Annotated in this window: 10 protein-coding genes and 2 pseudogenes; all 12 read right to left on the bottom strand. The window is 40.9% G+C overall.

Going from position 1 to position 17,098, the window contains the following annotated elements; all coding sequences use genetic code 11:
- On the bottom strand, positions 1 to 5,148 hold a 5,148-nt coding region (locus PAN06_RS08655; RefSeq protein ID WP_269796080.1), incomplete at its 3' end, for a DUF1542 domain-containing protein.
- Positions 5,149 to 5,550: 402 nt separating this feature from the next.
- Positions 5,551 to 6,449: pseudogene (locus PAN06_RS08650) on the bottom strand (Rpn family recombination-promoting nuclease/putative transposase).
- Positions 6,450 to 6,532: 83 nt separating this feature from the next.
- Positions 6,533 to 8,191, bottom strand: a pseudogene (locus PAN06_RS08645) (alpha-L-fucosidase).
- 1 nt (position 8,192) lies between these two features.
- Positions 8,193 to 9,437 (bottom strand): Ig-like domain-containing protein, encoded by a 1,245-nt coding sequence (locus PAN06_RS08640; RefSeq protein WP_269796079.1) that lies wholly within the window; start codon positions 9,435 to 9,437, stop codon positions 8,193 to 8,195.
- The gene (locus PAN06_RS08635; RefSeq protein WP_269796078.1) at positions 9,438 to 9,887 is read right to left on the bottom strand and encodes a hypothetical protein; all 450 of its coding nucleotides are present in this window, start codon (positions 9,885 to 9,887) and stop codon (positions 9,438 to 9,440) included.
- Between the two features lie 33 nt (positions 9,888 to 9,920).
- Positions 9,921 to 11,516 carry a glycoside hydrolase family 2 TIM barrel-domain containing protein gene (locus PAN06_RS08630; protein ID WP_269796077.1) on the bottom strand — a complete coding sequence of 532 codons (1,596 nt, stop codon included), beginning with the start codon at positions 11,514 to 11,516 and terminating at the stop codon, positions 9,921 to 9,923.
- A 91-nt stretch (positions 11,517 to 11,607) separates the two neighbouring features.
- The gene (locus tag PAN06_RS08625; protein WP_269796076.1) at positions 11,608 to 11,970 is read right to left on the bottom strand and encodes a sugar-binding domain-containing protein; all 363 of its coding nucleotides are present in this window, start codon (positions 11,968 to 11,970) and stop codon (positions 11,608 to 11,610) included.
- Positions 11,971 to 12,153: 183 nt separating this feature from the next.
- A complete protein-coding gene (locus PAN06_RS08620; protein WP_004235732.1) occupies positions 12,154 to 13,038 on the bottom strand; it encodes an SPFH domain-containing protein in 885 nt (294 codons plus the stop codon).
- Between the two features lie 475 nt (positions 13,039 to 13,513).
- A complete protein-coding gene (adcA, locus tag PAN06_RS08615; protein WP_269796075.1) occupies positions 13,514 to 15,019 on the bottom strand; it encodes a zinc ABC transporter substrate-binding lipoprotein AdcA in 1,506 nt (501 codons plus the stop codon).
- Between the two features lie 9 nt (positions 15,020 to 15,028).
- Positions 15,029 to 15,835: a metal ABC transporter permease gene (locus tag PAN06_RS08610; RefSeq protein WP_269796074.1), complete on the bottom strand. Its 807-nt coding sequence runs from the start codon at positions 15,833 to 15,835 to the stop codon at positions 15,029 to 15,031.
- Positions 15,828 to 16,532 carry a metal ABC transporter ATP-binding protein gene (locus tag PAN06_RS08605; protein ID WP_001269496.1) on the bottom strand — a complete coding sequence of 235 codons (705 nt, stop codon included), beginning with the start codon at positions 16,530 to 16,532 and terminating at the stop codon, positions 15,828 to 15,830. The genes PAN06_RS08610 and PAN06_RS08605 overlap by 8 nt, the downstream gene beginning before the upstream one ends.
- Positions 16,532 to 16,972, bottom strand: coding sequence for a zinc-dependent transcriptional regulator AdcR (adcR, locus tag PAN06_RS08600; RefSeq protein WP_001249308.1), 441 nt, complete (start codon positions 16,970 to 16,972; stop codon positions 16,532 to 16,534). The genes PAN06_RS08605 and adcR overlap by 1 nt, the downstream gene beginning before the upstream one ends.
- Between the last annotated feature and the right edge of the window lie 126 nt (positions 16,973 to 17,098).

The raw sequence follows: 17,098 nt of genomic DNA, 5'->3' as shown, positions 1-17,098 counted from the left end.
TGGGATAACGGCTGTCTTACCTTCTGGTGTTGTGACTGTTGCGTTTCCTTTGTCGTCTACAACTACAGTTGATCCTGGATTGACGGCTTTAACTTTATCTTCAATCGCTTTCTTCTCAGCATCAGTTAATTGTTCTGGGTTCGCTACTACAGTTTTATCCGCTGGTTTTACGATGTCGTTTCCTGCTTTTGGTTTAGTCTCATCAGTTTCTGATTTGAACAAGTCTTCCGATGGAATTGTTGCTGTAGTGCCGTCTTTTAGTGTAACTGTAGCATTACCATTCCCATCGAATTTGACAGATTTAGTATCTGGATTTAGTTCTCTTAATTTCTCTTCTGCTTTAGCTTGATCGTCTGGGTCATTAGCTTCACCGACTATCTTATCTGCCGGTTTCACAATACTACTATTCCCCGCTCCTGCTTTTTCTGTATCTTCTTTAGTTCTTACTAAATCAGTTGCTGGAATTGCCGAAGTTTTTCCATCTGGAGTAGACACAGAAACAGTTCCATTTTCATCTATCGTTACAATAGCATCTGGATTAACCTCTTCAACTTCTGCAATAATCTTAGCTTTTTCTTCATCTGTTAGGTTAGCTGGATCTTTTACGATAACTTTATCAAGTGGTTTATTAATGTCGTTTCCACCTTTACCGTTATCTAAGTCTTCTTCAGTTTTAACTAATTTAGCTGGATTAATCGTTCCTTTATCACCATTTTCAGTAGTTACCTCGATTTTACCATTTTCGTTATATTTAACTTCTTTGGCTGTAGGATTAACTTTTTTAACTTCTTCTAAGATTTTAGCTTTTTCTTCATCTGTTAATGCACTTGGGTCTTTTACAAGAACTTTGTCAATTGGTCTATTGATATCTCCAATTGCTTTAATAGCTTCCTTATCTGCTTCTTCTATTACATTAACATCAGCTTCACTACTTACTGCATCGATTGCTGCTTTAGCTTTATTCGCAACTTTATCTACTTTAGCTTTTAATGCTTCTTTAGCTTTAGGAGATAAATCATTACGAGCATCGATTTCTGCTCTTTTAGCTTTTGCTTCTTCATCAATTGCTTTACGAGCATTTGGTTTATCTTCAACTACTGGAAGAGCTTTTTCAACTTCTGCTACACCCGTTTCTTTTGCAGTATTTACCTCTGCATCTGTTTTAGTATCATCTATTGCTTGTTTTGCTTGTTCTGCTGCATCCTGAGCTTTTTGAATTGCTTCTGCTTTTTCCTCATCAGTAGCATCAGGTGTATTTTCAATAGCTTTTAATTGTTCTGCCAGTTTCTCATCAATTGCTTTTTTAGCCACTGGTTTGGCTTTCGCTTCTGGATTAATTGCTTTAACTTCTGATGTTCCTGCTTTTTCTGCTTCTTTTACAGCCGCATCTGTTGTTGCTTTATCTACATTTTCTTTCGCTTTGTCAGCTGCTGCTTTTGCTTCTTCTTTTGCTGCAGTTTTTTCTTCGTCTGTTAAATCAGTTCGTGCATCTATTTCCGCTTCTTTCGCTTTTAATGCTTCATCAATTGCTTTCTTAGCTGCTGGTTTGGCTTTTGCTTCTGGGTTAATCGCCTTAACTTCTGATACTCCTTTATCTTTAGCTGTGTCTACAACTTGTTGCGCTGCTGTTGCTTTTTCTGGTGTATCTACTGTATCAGGTTGAGCATTGATTGCATCAGTTGCTTCTTTGGCTTTAGCTTGTGCTTCTTTCTTAGCTGCGTCTTTTTCTTCTTGTGTTAAGTCATCACGAGCGTCGATTTCTGCTTCTTTCTTAGTTAACTCGTCTGCTACAGCTTGTTTTGCAGCTTCTTTTGCTACCGGGTTAACTTTACCAAATTCTGTAGTTCCAGCATTTTTCGCTGTATCTACAGCTGCATCTGTCGTTGCCGCATCGATTGCTTTTGTTGCATCTTTAGCCGCTTTATTGATTTTAGCGATAGCTGCATCTTTTTCTGCTTGACTTAAGTTTTTGTCTGCATTAATAGCATCTGCTTTTGCTTTACGCGCTACTTCTACATCTGCTTTTGCTGCATCTTTTTTCGCTACTACTGGGTTATCCGCTGCGATTGCAGTTGTCCCTGCTTCTTTCGCTTTATCTAATTCTGCTTTTGTCGTTACATTAGCATCATTAATTGTATTAAGAGCTTTTTCTTTATCTGCATTTACTTTAGCGATTGCTGCTGCTTTTTCTTCATCAGTAGCATTTGGAGTTTTATTGATTTCAGCAATCTTGTTTTCTGCTGCTTTATTAACCGCATCAAGGGCTGGTTGTTTGTTAAGGTTAACAAACTCAGAAAGTGGTTTTTTATCTACAGATCCATCTTTATAAGTTACAACAAGATTTCCTTGACCATCTTTAGTTACTGACTTGATTTTAGTGTCTTTATCCTCTACATTTTTACCTTTTTTATCTGCTAGGTTCGCATCATCATTATCCTTATTGTATTCAAGTTTTAATTTTTCTTTGATTTTTTCTAACTCTGCATCTGTAACATTTGCTGGATCTGCTACTGCAACTTTTTCCGTTGGTGCAACAATATCATATTTAGATGTTTGGTCTTTAACGATAAACTCAACATATCCTGGTTTTTGTTTACGTACTGCATCATCAGTTGAAGCGTCATAGTTTAGATCTGATGGCATTGATTTAGCATTATCATTGTCATTAGCAACAACAAAACTTGTCCATTTGTTTGGAGCTTTAAGTGTTGTAACACCTGTCATCTTAATAGTTGCTGTTCTCTTATCACCAGATACTGTTCCTTCGCCATTTGTAACTACATCGTTATCAATCTTACCTGTTGTAAATCCATAACCTGCAGTGTTATCATTTCCAATACCACCAGGTCCACGTAAGTACAAATCTTTAACTGTTGTTTCGTCTTTACCTGTGAATGTTAAATCTGTGTTTTCTCCTGTGTAAACATAGATTTGACGTTTGTCTGCATTTGAATATGGAAGTTCTACTGTTGGTGCTTTGTTTACAAAGTCTGATAATGCTCTTGTGTCTTTTGAACCATCTGTGTATGTTACTACAAGATTTCCTTTAGCATCTTTTGTTACTGACTTAATCTTAGCATCTTTATCTGTAACTGGAGCATCTTTTGAGATATTCGCATCGTCATTATCCTTATTGTACTCAAGTTGTAATTTTTCTTTGATTTTAGCTAAATCATCTTCTGTTACATTTGCTGGGTCTGCTACTGTAACCTTTTCTGTTGGTGCCTTGATGTTGTACTTATCTGTTTGAGATTTAACGATGAATTGAACATATCCTGGTTTTTGTTGACGCACTGCATCATCAGTTGAAGCATCGTAGTTTACGCCTGTCATTGATTTGAAATCATCATTATCTTTAGCTTCAATAAAACTTGTCCATTGGTTTGGAGCTTTAAGAGTTGTAACACCTGTCATCTTGATAGTTGCTGTTCTCTTATCGCCAGATACTGTTCCTTCTCCATTTGCAACGGCACCGTTATCAATCTTACCTGTTGTGAATCCGTACGCTGCAGCGTTATCATTTCCAACACCACCTGGTCCACGTAAGTATAAGTCTTTAACTGTTGTTTCGTCTTTACCTGTGAATGTTAAATCTGTATTTTCTCCTGTATAAACATAAATTTGACGTTTGTCTACATTTGAGTATGGAAGTTCTACTGTTGGCGCTGGGTTAGTACGTGCTACATTTGCAACTGGAGTAGTATCTACTGAATCGTCATTATAGGTAACTGTAACTGTTCCGTTTGCAACAGCGACTTCTTTCACTACCGTAGATCTATCTTGTAAAACTTCTCCTTTTTTAGAAGCAAGTCGAGCATCTTCTTTCGTTGCTTTATCAGAATATTGAATATTAATTTTCTCTTTAATTTTATCAATATCAGTTGGAGTTAAGTTGTTAATATCTACAACAGCAACTTTATTCTTCTCTGCTACCGGTTGAATATCGTATTTATATGTTTGTGATTTAACAACTAAGTTGAAATAACCAGGAGCTGATGGATTGTTACCTCCAGCCAGTTTAGCACCAGTAGAATCTTCAAGTTGTAAATATCTTGCTCCTAATACTGCTCGTTGATCTTCAGTTTTTGTGTAAGATTTAAGTCCTTTAAAAGTATCATTTGGTTTACCAGTGATTTTAATTTTTACTGGACCTTGAGTTTCACTTAGTGTTTGATGATAACTCCAACCATAACCATCTATTTCAACTTCTTCTTCCTGCGGCATAGGTACGTTCTGACCTTTAGCATGAGCTATCGCTTGATCACTTTTCGATTTTAGCACAAACTGACCACTTCCAGCTTTAACTGTTGCTTTAGTAATATTTCCAGCTGTTGAGCTAACTGTAATATTGACATCTGCATCTTCTTCATTATAAAGGTAAATTTCTTTTCCATTAGAATACTCCATAGAGTAATTAAAGTTACCATGAGTTGCAGTTGTCTCCGCTCTAAATGCATTGTTTTTATCTAATGCTTTACCGTTACGTGAATCGTTAGATCCAGTGTTTTCGATTGAATTTGAATCAGATTTTTTCTCTGTGTTTTCTGCTTTTTTACCTACAGTTTCTTTAGCATTTGTAGTATCTACTGCTGGCGTTTCTTTTTTCTCAACTGGTTTGTTTTTTAATTTTGAGCTTACTACAGTAACAAGCTTGTTGTAAGCTGCTTTTAGTTCATTTTGACTGGTTGCAGAAGCAAGCACAGACTTGGCAGAAGCTATCTCAGAATTTAAAAGACTAATACTTTCCTCTGTTTTATTAGCGTATTTACCTGATGAAATATTCCCTTCAATTTCAGCGATATAGCTTTCCAATTGTGACTTATCCAAAGTTGAAGTTGGTTTTGCTGATTCTGCCGATTTAGAAGCCGGCTCTGATTGTGCGACAACATTTTCTTCTGGTTTAGCGGTTACTTCTGTTGCTAAAGCATCAGATTGGACAGTCTTTTCTCCATCTTGAGAAGCTTTGGGCTCAAGATTTTTTTCAATAACTGTTACATCTTGTTTCCCAAGCTCATCAGCTGATACAGCCCCATTCCCTAGGAACATGAATAGAGCGGCCACTGCTACACTAGCTGCACCAAAACTGACCTTGCGGATACTATAACGAAGACACTTTTCAGTGCGATACTCCTGTTGTTTACTCTTCATGAGACACAACCTCCTTAAATTTTATATTATTCATAATTTATAATATGTTAATATGCATAATATTTGCATATTATTTATATCATTTTTTTGTACTTAATGTACATCACAATGATAACACAAAACTATTTAAAAGCAAAGTAGATTGTTATAAAATTATGACAAATCGTAACATTTTCTTTTGTAACTAGCTATTTAAAGTCTATCTAATTAAAAAATATGAATTCATTCCCTGATTTGTAATCGCTTCTAATTTTTTATTTTTTTACATTTTTAACATGATTTTGCCTCTATAGTAGCTATTTTATTTCAACTTAAATTATTGATAGTTTTTGTCGAAATTGAAAAACATTAAACCAAAATAAAACATGCTATCTCAGCCGATAACATGTCGTTTTTGACTATTTACAACAGTCCCTCAAATTCAGAGACGCTCATACCTAATTGTTCACTCGCAATCTCCGAAGTCAGGAGATGTTGACGAACGAGATTTAGTAGCATAGACAAACTTCCTTCAACTTTCCCACGCTCTAAACCTTGTTCCAGCCCCTCCGCCCTAGCTGTTTCCAAGGCATAGTCCTGTGCTAACAAGGCTTGTTCTTCACGTCTGCGTTGTTCACTAAACATCTTCCTGTCCTCCTCGGACCAGCTCTTGTAGTCCAGCAGTTGGTCTGCTTGGTTGATGGCTCGCTCGGGTTGCTGAGTAAAGGGTTTGTTCCCAAAAAACTCCAACCACGGCTTGCGAGCCTTGTCTTTGCTGGTTTCTCTGTATTTTTTAATTCCAAGAACGCCATCTTGACTAGATGGTTTTCTTGACCGTTATTTATGATAGTTAAAACCTCACCTGTCGTGTCCTCACGCATACTAAAGCTATGAAAAGCTATGTCATCTGAGAAGTAATTGCTGTCCACAATTGCGATAGCATATACTGGTGCGATGTGTTTGTAACTTTGATGTGTATCACCTTCTCGTTGGCGAATTTTTTCTAGATTTTGATTGACCTGACTGCATAGGTAAGCCCACAGGCAATTGATGAAAAAATTCTGATGATATACCTGAATTTCAATGATTACTTGAGTGCCATTGTCCAACTCCGCCAAGACGTCTATACTGGTATAGAAATCCTGCACTGAATAAGGCATGGAGGATAATACGTGAATATTGCTTTCCTCCAAAATGGTCACATTTTTTGCAGGTAAGTCCAACATATCGCGAATAAATTGACAAGTGATTTCTGGATTACTAAAGATTTTCTTAGCCACTAAATCATTAGTTGGGCTGATGCCCGGATGTCTGAGAATCATCCACTTCCTTCTTTTATTATATATTTTGCTAGATTCGATGGTTCTATCTGTTTATTCGAAAAGGAAATGAATTGTGAGGATTTTTATCTCGTTTCAATTAAAATATGAGCTTGATCAACCAGTTGTCCATCAATAGTCAGATTCAGATAGAAATCCAAGATCTTATCAGCAGCAAAATACAGGGTTGGTAGGCACAAATCTTTTTGCTTTCCCCTGCTTGGAATTGAAGGACTTGAATCTCGTCCTAATAGGCGACACCATGGACACCAGTCCCCAGTTGAATCGAAATCTTAGCCTCTAAAGAGAAGCTACTTTCGCTACGTTCAATCCTAAAATGAAGAGTCTCTCCCTTTGCTACAGCTAGACTTTTTTCTGCAAATGCTAGCCCCTGAACAACTTCTGTTTTTGATAAGCTAGGAGTTTTATAGAGTGAAATCTTGGTCAATACAGGTAAATCCTGTGACTCTGTAATCATCACGCGCACCTTCTGTGCCTCTACTAGCGGACCTCGCAGGAGGCGCTTATGACCAACTGTAAAGCCTGTACCAAATTCTTGCCAGACGCCGTCCACCTCTACTTGCACATTAAAAGCAGCGATTCGTTTCCCTAGCTTCAAATCTTCTCTTAACTCAATTACATCAAAAGTTTTAGGAAATCCTAAGTCGAGTTCTAACTGGATAGGCAAGCCTACATCACTTGCCCAAGACCTGGTCTTAAGACCATCTGTCAGATGGTAACAAGCACAGTCTTCGGAAAGAGCTGGACCAGATACCTCAGCTCCCAGAGCCAAATCTTCTTTATAGAGCTCATTGCGATAGGCCGCAAATTCATAGAGGCGTTCAATATCCTTTGCATCAAATAGCCCAGCTTTATTCGGCGTAATATTAAGTAGGAGCGGGGTTCCTCTCCCCACTGAGTGGAAATAGATTTCGACCAACTCCTCAAGTGACTTAGGATCCTGCTCTTCATGGTAAAACCAACCTGGCCGGATGGAAACATCTGCCTTTCCGATTGAAAAAATAGTGCCTGAAGAATCTCCATGCTGAAGATAATCCAGCTCTGCTTCTGTCCCTAGTTTGTCAGGATTCACCTTTTGCCACAAGGGATCACCTGCATACCCTCGTTCATTGCCAATCCAGCGGATACTGGTGCCTTCTGTTGAAAAAATTAAGCAATCGCCCTGCAGTTCATGAATAGTTTCAAACCATTTTTCAAATTCATAATTGACCTTTTGAGCGCCCTCTCCTCTGGCACCATCCATCCAGACCTCAGCAAATTTCCCTTCATTTCCATAGGCAGGATTTGATAAAATCTCCTTCAGCTGAGCCAGATAATAGGCATTATAGTCCGCTTCTCGGTCCACATGATAGAGGGGGCTGTGGGCATCCCAGGGTGATAGGTAGATCCCCATATCCATATCAAACTCTGTGGCAGCTTGGGATACTTCAAGGACTAGCCTTGACCGAATAATCTGTATGAGCTGTCGGATAAAGGACAAAACCATCGTGGTGCTTGACCACTAAAATCAACTTCTTAAAGCCCGTTTCCTTGAGCACGCGAACCCACTCACGCGCATCTAACTGTGTCGGGTTAAAGCGTTCAGGATCCTCCTGACCTGTTCCCCATTCCTGGTCATAAAAGGTATTGGGACCAAAATGGATAAAGGCTGCTAGTTCATCCTCTAAATAAGCTAGCTGGGCCTGACTAGTCAAGGGGCCATGCGGTTTTATTTCTCTTACCACACTATTTCCTATCTACACTTTTCTTTACTTTTTTGTCATGTACTTGCAATTCTGTTAACGCTAGAGGGCTTGTCAAGTTTTCAAATCGAAGACGAAGGGCATAAGTCTCTACCTTATCAAATTCAAAACGAAGCTCCTCATCCTTCTCGCTTGACACTTTTCGGATAGCTGATACAGGTCGCCAATTCTGCTCTTGCTTGAGCAGGGAATCCTTATCCAAATGGTTGGGAGTTCGAGGTAAAGTAGGCTCATTCCCTATGTAATAATCAATAAAGGTCGGCTCAACAGCCACATATTCTTGATTTTCAACATAATACAAGGTCACGTTATCCACAAATCGCGGTTTTAAAATCCCTGCATCTCCAAAAAGAACGCCCACGCTGGCTTTCTCTGACTTGGCAATCCAAGTATTGGCTGTCGATTTTTTCCGAGCAATGACCTTGTCATTGAGGTAAGAGGCTGGGTGATTTGGTTCTGAGTGAGAAGCAAAGACCAGAGGCAGGTTGGACCCTGTCCACTGATTGGAAATAACTTCCCCATCTACACTAGCATCTGTCACATGAATGGTGACTGTTGCTGGCAACTCACAGCCCTCTACTTGTCCTGTGAGCACACTTTCTCCTACCTGAGCATAGACTTGAGGTTCGAGTTCATCCCAAGTCACCTTGGCCGTATCTCTTCTGCCATCTGATAAGACTAGCTTGACTCGGTCTGGTAAATGTGGGGCTTCCTTGACAAGCGTCCAAACCCTTTCAGGCTCAACAGCGCAAATCCCTTGGACACAAACCTGAGCAGAAGCCTTTAAATCCAAACACTCTAGCTGACCAGATACCGTAAACTCATGAAAGCTTGCCATATCTTCTTCGGAGATTGCCTCCCAAACAACCTTGACTCGTTTTGCACTACCAGACTCATAGTCCACCAAAACTGAAGATGGCAGCTGTGGATAAGTTCCCTTAGCTGTATACAAGCGAAGTGGTCGTACAAAAACTGCCTGCCCTAGTGAGGTATTTTCTGCGACCTGCAAATGAGTTTGATAGATCTTGCCTTGATACATGGCTCGGATAGCCAAGTCCCCTGCAGACAAGCAATGAAGCACTCCCTGCTTGATAATAGCGTGGGCACTACCACTCGTCTCCCAAATCACTTCACTATTCCCCACCTTGTTCACAGGGTTATCCACAATTTGTGGATAAAGTCCAATAGCTGGGGAATCCCCTTCTTGTAAGCCTGCCTGCTTGTCCACTCAAATCTCAAACAAGCGCTTATTTTTCACTGGTTTGGTAGGCAAAGCATCTCCCACTGAGAGAACAAAACTTGCTGGCTCTAGCCCTCTAGCACTAGCTTTTACTCTGACTAGACCTGCCTGCTCCAAGCTCTGAACTAAGAGGACACCTCTGCCATGAAAGGCTTTCCTCTTGACCATTTTTCTGAGCCTTGTAACGTTCACGATGGCCTGCCTGCCATTATCCACACCCACAATGCGAGCAAGGCCCTCAATTTTTAAATGAAGCTGATTGGAAACACTCGACACCCAGTTTCCATCCATGTCCAATACATCAAAATAGAGATAAAGGAGGTCTTGCCCATCTGGCCCCAGTTGTGTTTTTTCGGCATGTAACCCGATTTTGGCTGGCTTACCTGCAGTCACCACCCTATCTTCTGCCACAATCTGACATTGATGGTTATAGGCCACAGCACGCACTTTTCCTGGTTAATAAGCCAAGCGTCATTCGAGATAGAGTTGGCCAGAACCCTCTCCCTCTTGGTATTTTCTGCCATCTGAAGTCCATTTCTCCTGAAAGGTCTTCCTACCATGAGATTTTCCATTAAGAAATAGCTCTACAGAACCAGCATTTGAATACACTCGAACAGGGATATCCCCATACTTATCCACAGCTTGTTGATAACTCTTGTGGATTTCCCAATTCCAGTGAGGTAAGATATGAACCATGGGATGCTGATCTAGGTCCACCCACTGACTTTGGTAGAAATAATAGTCATTTTTAGGAATCCCTGCTGTGTCCACAATCCCAAAATAGAAACTCTTGACAGGTGTATCATTTTGGTTGTGCCAAGGAGTCGGTTCACCGATATAGTCCACTCCTGTCCAGATAAACTGACCCGCATAGTCTAGCCGATTTCTATCTGCTATCCAAGAGGCCGTTGCTGTCTTCCCCCAAGGAACTCGATCATTTCCATAGTCTGACTGTTCAAAATTCCGCACGCGGCGATTATCCCCAACCCATTCCTTAGCTGGGCGAAAATAGCTATCACGCGTCCTTGTAGCCGATGAGGTTTCAGACCCATAAAGTCGCCACTTGGGATGTCTTTTGCGAATCCCATCAATATTGTCTTCCGAGTAATTCAAACCCACCACATCCAGCAAATCAGCAATCTTTTCATGACCTCCAGAACCATCTCCGAAGCGGAATTGGTCCATTCCCATAGTCACAAAACGGCTATCATCAACTTCCTTGACCCTTTCTAGCAAGCGTTTGATAGTCATCAATGAATGAGCATCGCCATTTGCTTCGCTGACTTCATTTCCCAAGGACCACATAAAAATCGCTGGATTGTTCTTACTACGTTCAATCATAGTGCGCAAATCATAATCTGACCAGAAATCGCCTGCTTTCGCTTCTGGATGAGTCGCTTCTTCCTCAAAAAAGCGACCATAGTCATATTCTTTCTTACCTCCATACCAGGTATCAAAGGCTTCTTCTTGGATGAGTAAGCCCATTTTGGCAGTCACATCCAGCAAATTACTACTAGCTGGATTATGGGTGATTCGAATCGCATTGACCCCCATTTCCTTCATCTGGCGAAAGCGTCTCTCAGCAGCTGACCTGTTTTCCACAGCTCCCAGCGATCCGTAGTCATGGTGCAAACAAAACCCATGAATCTTCAACCAACGACCATTTAGAAAGAAGCCCTTATCCACTTGCCAATCCATATAACGGTAACCAAAAGTCTCCTCTTCTTCATCAACCAAAATGCCATTTTTGTAGAGGCGAGTCTTCAATTGGTAAAGGTAAGGATGATCAATATCCCAAAGCAAAGGTTGGAAAATTAATATTGATTGTTTGAAATGATGTTTTTCCCCAGACTTAATCATTACAGAGTCTGTCGCCTGCCAGTCTGACAGCTGCTGCCCATCATACCAGATACTCTGCTCCAAATACACCGACACGTACTGAGAGCCATCATTTGAAACCTTGCTTTCAAACTGAGTTTCCACCCATCCATCTCTTTGTTCCTTGAGATTGGGACTTTCTATCTTAATCCCATATAAATCCAGATGCACCGAATCTGTAATCAACAATTTTACTTCTCGGTAAATACCGCTACCAGAGTACTAACGACTGCTAGGTTGCTGATTTTCCACAAAAACCGCAAGCTGGTTGGCCGTCCCATCATTTCTTAGATGTGATATCATAAGAAAAAGGTGTATAGCCATTGGGATAATAACCCAGCACTTGCCCGTTGATATAGACTTGGGCATTCATGTAAACTCCATCAAATAACAAACGCACCGATACAAGACTGACATCTTCTTCCAAGTAAAACTGCGTCCGGTACCAAGCCTGACCCCCATTTAACTGACCACCCTCATTTTGCACTGGCGAATACTGGTCAAAATCATTGTAAATACTCCAGTCATGGGGCACTTGAATAGCCTGCCAATTTTCCCTCTGAAAATCTGGTGCCAAGGCATCTTCTTTCCCCACTTCCTGGCTAAAAAACCAGTGATTTCGTAAAACTTCTTCTCTTCTCATACAAGCATTCCTCTTTAAACGACTCGATTTACTTGACTATAGCACAAAACAAAAGCGCTCTCAAGATTTCCTCCATCACTCCCTAAATACTCGGAAAAGATTCTATAATTTGTGGAGGAGGATTTAATCCTCAAAGCTACAAGGGTAATATAAAAAGAGCCTGTTGCCAAGCTCTTTAGTCTATTATTTCTTCTCAGCGCGAAGGGCTGACAAGATTTGTGTACGAATATCATCCACACCATTTGGCGTATTTGGTAAAAAGATAGTCTGATTTCCTTTAGAGGCAAAGGTATTCAATGTATCCAAATACTGGTTGGTCAAAAGAATAGACATGATTTGCTCTTCTGTCATACCAACATTGGCTTCCTTGAGTTCTGTGATAGACTCTGCCAATCCATCCACAATCGCCTTACGTTGTTGGGCAATCCCCACACCATGGAGGCGGTCTTTTTCTGCTTCGGCTTCAGCTGCAGTGACGATTTTAATCTTATCGGCTTCCGCCAATTCTTGCGCTGCGACCCGCTTGCGTTGCGCCGCATTGATTTCATTCATGGATTGCTTGACTTCTGCATCTGGTTCAACCTTGGTTATCAAGGTTTTCACGATAATATAACCATAAGTAGTCATTTCTTCTGCTACTTGGTGTTGAACTTCAAGGGCAATCTCATCTTTTTTCTCAAACAATTCATCCAAGGTTAATTTTGGAACAGAAGAGCGAAGAGCGTCTTCGATATAAGATTTAATCTGAGATTCTGGACGCATGAGTTTATAGTAGGCATCTGTCACGCTCTGCTCGTTGACACGGTACTGAGTCGCTACATTCATCATAACGAACACATTGTCCTTGGTCTTGGTCTCAACCACAATATCGCTTTGCAATAAGCGCAACTGAATCCGCGCTGCAATCGAGTCAATCCCAAAAGGCAATCGAATATGAATACCGCTATTGGCAACCTTTTGGTATTTCCCAAAGCGTTCAATAATCGCCACCGACTGTTGACGAACTACATAAACTGTACTCAGTGTGACTATCACCAATAGGAGCACACAAACCACCACAAAAATCATCAAAAATGTTGCCATTATCGTGACCTCCATCATTATTTTCCTGTATTATAGCACATTTAAAGAAGGCTGTGCAGTTTTTACTGCGATTTTTCCTGAAATGTCAATAATTAGAGGTGAATTGTCACATTGTCGTCTAATCTCTTGCTAAACCAACTGGTAAGGAATTAGGTGTATCATGACAGTTCTCTCTAACTCCGTTGATTATCAACATAGTATCTGAGCTTTACAAGTCGTGGACAAAGAAACGAAACAAGTAACGGTTAATCCCTTTAAAAGACTCACAAAAAACATCATTGAAGTGGACCGCACTCCAATAGTTCAAGCATTAAGTGAGGTTGTTGATCTAGATTTGATGTGTATACTATTTTTGTCATCGGTTACCGATTACGTTCCTTAGGTATCTGAAAGGTCTATAATGAAGTTACCATCTAGTACCCAAAAACCGACCAGCTCTTATGAACTAGTCGATTTCTCATCAATGCGCCAACATTTCTTGGGCGATTTCTTGGCCAGATAGGTTATCTGGGTAGTAGGTTGGCCAGTTGTCCATTTCTTCAAAGAGGACTTCTTGGCTTGTGCCTCCAAAGAAGATATGGAAATGTTCTGCCTTAACTGGGGCGATATTGTGGTCACTAAACTGAACATACTTGAACTGTCCAGCGTCTGCATCTGTGGCTTCAAAGAGGAAGCGCACGCCACGATTACCTTTCTTGTAAGTCAAGATTTTCTTGCCAACATACTTGTAAGTATATTTCTTACTTTGTCCACCTTGAACAAATTCCATAGTGTTATCAGTGATATTAATCTTAGTCACATCTGTCTGATAGCCTTTTGTATAGTAGGCCTTGTACTCAGCTTGAGTCATCTTACCAGTCAACTTAGCCTTGTAGTCAAAGACTTGATCAAACGTTCCATCTTCAAGGAAAGGATAAACTGATTGCCAGTTACCTGCATAGTCACTCAAGGTGCGGTCCTTGACGTCTGCATCCTCGAAGTAACCATTTTGAACTGTCTTGGTATCCTCTGCCTTTTCAGGTTCGATTGCTGGGCCTTCTTGGTCCGTTGTTTGTTTCAGAGCCTTGAGGTTTTTCTCCATAACGGAGATGTAGTTTTCGCCAGCTTTGGTATCCTCTTCTGTCAGACTTTCTAAAGGATTAAGGACATCAGTTTTGACACCTGCTTCTTTTGAAAGTGTATTAGCAAGGGCTTGAGAAGCATTTTCTTCAAAGTAGATATAGGCGATTTTATTTTTCTTGACATACTCTGTCAATTCTGCCAAGCGAGCTGCTGATGGCTCTGCATCTGGAGAAAGGCCTGAGATTGCGACTTGTTTGAGTCCATAGTCCAAAGCAAGATAGTTAAAGGCTGCGTGTTGAGTCACAAAGCTCTTTTGTTTGGCTTGAGATAAGCCTTCTCCATAAACCTTATCCAAGGCTTGCAATTTTTCGATATAGGCAGCAGCATTCTTCTCAAAGGTCTCTTTTTTATCAGGATAATCTGCTGATAAGCTATCACGGATATGCTCTACTAGTTTAATGGCACGAACTGGTGATAACCAAACATGGGGATCGAACTCATGGTGATGACCTTCTTCTCCATGGTCATGGTCTCCCTCTTCTTCCTCGCTACCTGGTAAGAGCAACATATCGCCTGTCGCCTTGATGGTTTTGACCTTTTTCTTATCCAAGGTATCTAGCAATTTAGGGACCCATGTTTCCATGTTTTCATTTTCATAAACGAAGGTATCTGCATCTTGGATTTTGGCAACTGCCTTGGCAGACGGTTCATATTCATGGGGTTCTGTACCAGCACCGATGAGGAGTTCTACATTAGCCGTATCTCCTGCGACTTGCTTGGTAAATTCATAGACAGGGTAAAAGGTTGTCACGATATTTAGTTTGCCATCTGCCTGCTTTTGATTGGAACAAGCCACTAAAAACAAGGCACATAGACTGGCTAGCAATAAGCTAATTTTTTTCACGTTAGTCTCCTATTTGATAAAACGTCTTACTAAACTGATGAGTAAAAAGACAGTTACAAAAATAATGGTAATACTTGCACTTGCAGGTGTTTCTGCATAGTAGGAAATGTAAAGTCCTGCTACCATTCCCAAAAATCCAATAGCACTGGCAAGCCGCATAACCGATTTAAAGTTTTTCCCCAGACGAAGGGCAATACTAGCTGGTAAGACCATGATAGTCGATACCAAAAGAGCTCCCGCAGCAGGAATCATAAGGGCAATGGCCACCCCTGTCACCATGTTAAAAAGAATGGACATGGTACGAACTGGCAAACCATCCACAAAGGCCGTATCCTCATCAAAGGTCAAAATGTACATCGGACGAAGGAAGAGGAAGGTCAAAATTAAAACAACCGCCGCAATGACAAAGAGGGAAATGACCTGCTCTTCGCTGATAGTCACAATCGAGCCAAAAAGATACTGGTCCAAACTCATAGAACTAGAACTTTTCCCCTTACTCATGACAATCAGAGAAACAGCCAAACCTGTCGACATGAGGATAGCTGTCCCGATTTCCATAAAGCTCTTATAAACCGTACGGAGATACTCCAGAAAGACAGCCGCAATCAAAACAATGGCAATAGTGGAAATAGTCGGAGAAATCCCCAGAACCAAACCAAAAGCTACACCCGAAAGCGAGACGTGGCTGAGGGTATCACTCATCAAACTCTGACGGCGCAAGATAAGGAAGGTCCCCAATACCGGCGAGAAAAGACTCATGGCAATAACGGCCAGAAAGGCGCGTTGCATAAAGTCATAAGATAATAAACTAAGCATGGCCCACCTCCTGATCATTCTCATGAACATTGAAACAACGCCATGGCGAGTCTTGGTTACGGACTAGATGAATATTGCGATCCGCATAATCCTTAACTTCTTCAGGGTCATGGGTAATCATCAAAACAGCCTTGCCATGATGATGGGCGCTGTGGTGCATGAGTTCGTAAAATTCATTTTTACTTCCTGCATCCATTCCTGTTGTCGGCTCATCTAGGATAAACACATCTGGGTCAGAAGCAAACATACGCGCAATCACCGCTCGCTGCTTTTGTCCTCCAGATAGAGACCCCAAGCGTTTGTCTCGGTGTTCCCACATGCCAACTGAATCCAGACTAGCCTTGATATGCTCCTCATCATGAGCATTCAAGCGACGGAACCAGCCTTTTCGTGGATAACGACCCGACTTGACAAATTCGTAAACCGTACTTGGAAAACCCGCATTAAAACTGGCAATCTGTTGAGGAAGGTAGGCTATTCTCAATTTCTTACCCTGTGTATTTGTCTTTGAAATGGTCACCTTACCAATGCGTGGCTGAAGGATTCCAAGACTGGCCTTGATCAGTGTCGTCTTAGCTGCCCCATTCTCCCCCGTCAAGGTAACAAACTCCCCACTATCAACACTATAATTGATATGTTCAAGAACGGGCTCCTTATCATAATAGAAGGATAAATCCTCTACCGTAATATATCTCATTATTTGATTTCTCCTACTAAAGCAGTCAAAAACCGCTGGATCACTTTTTGTTCATTTGGAGTAAACTGAGTCGCCACTTGTTCATAGGTTAAAAGTGTATGCTCATGGTGATGATGGTGCTCCTCAGCGATTGGACGAGCCAAATCAGTCAACTGATAAAAAATCACACGCGCATCCTTGGGATCTTTAGATGTTTCCAACATCCCTTCCTTGACCAAAGACTTAATGGCCTTGGTAACTGCTGCCTGACTGACATTGAGGCGACGCGCCAACTCTGAATTTGTTAAAGATTCCTCTGACAAGAGCATGAGGATATGCTCCTGGGTATTGGTCAGAGCCACCTCGCTAGTGCAATGACCTATTAGGATTTCATGCTGATTTTCCGCCTGCAAAATCACCTCATTCAAAAAAGCATCGATATCCTTCGCTAGCTGTCTCATATCTGACTCCTTTCCTTTTGGACTTCTCTTTTTTAAGAGAAAATACTATTCTTTGAAGAATTATTTACTGGTTAATTATATCACAACCAAAAAAAGAGTCAAGAAAAAACGTGAAAACCAGTTTCA

The organism is Streptococcus sp. SM3 (genome assembly GCF_027497875.1).
This window is presented reverse-complemented; position numbering and strand designations above follow the sequence as displayed.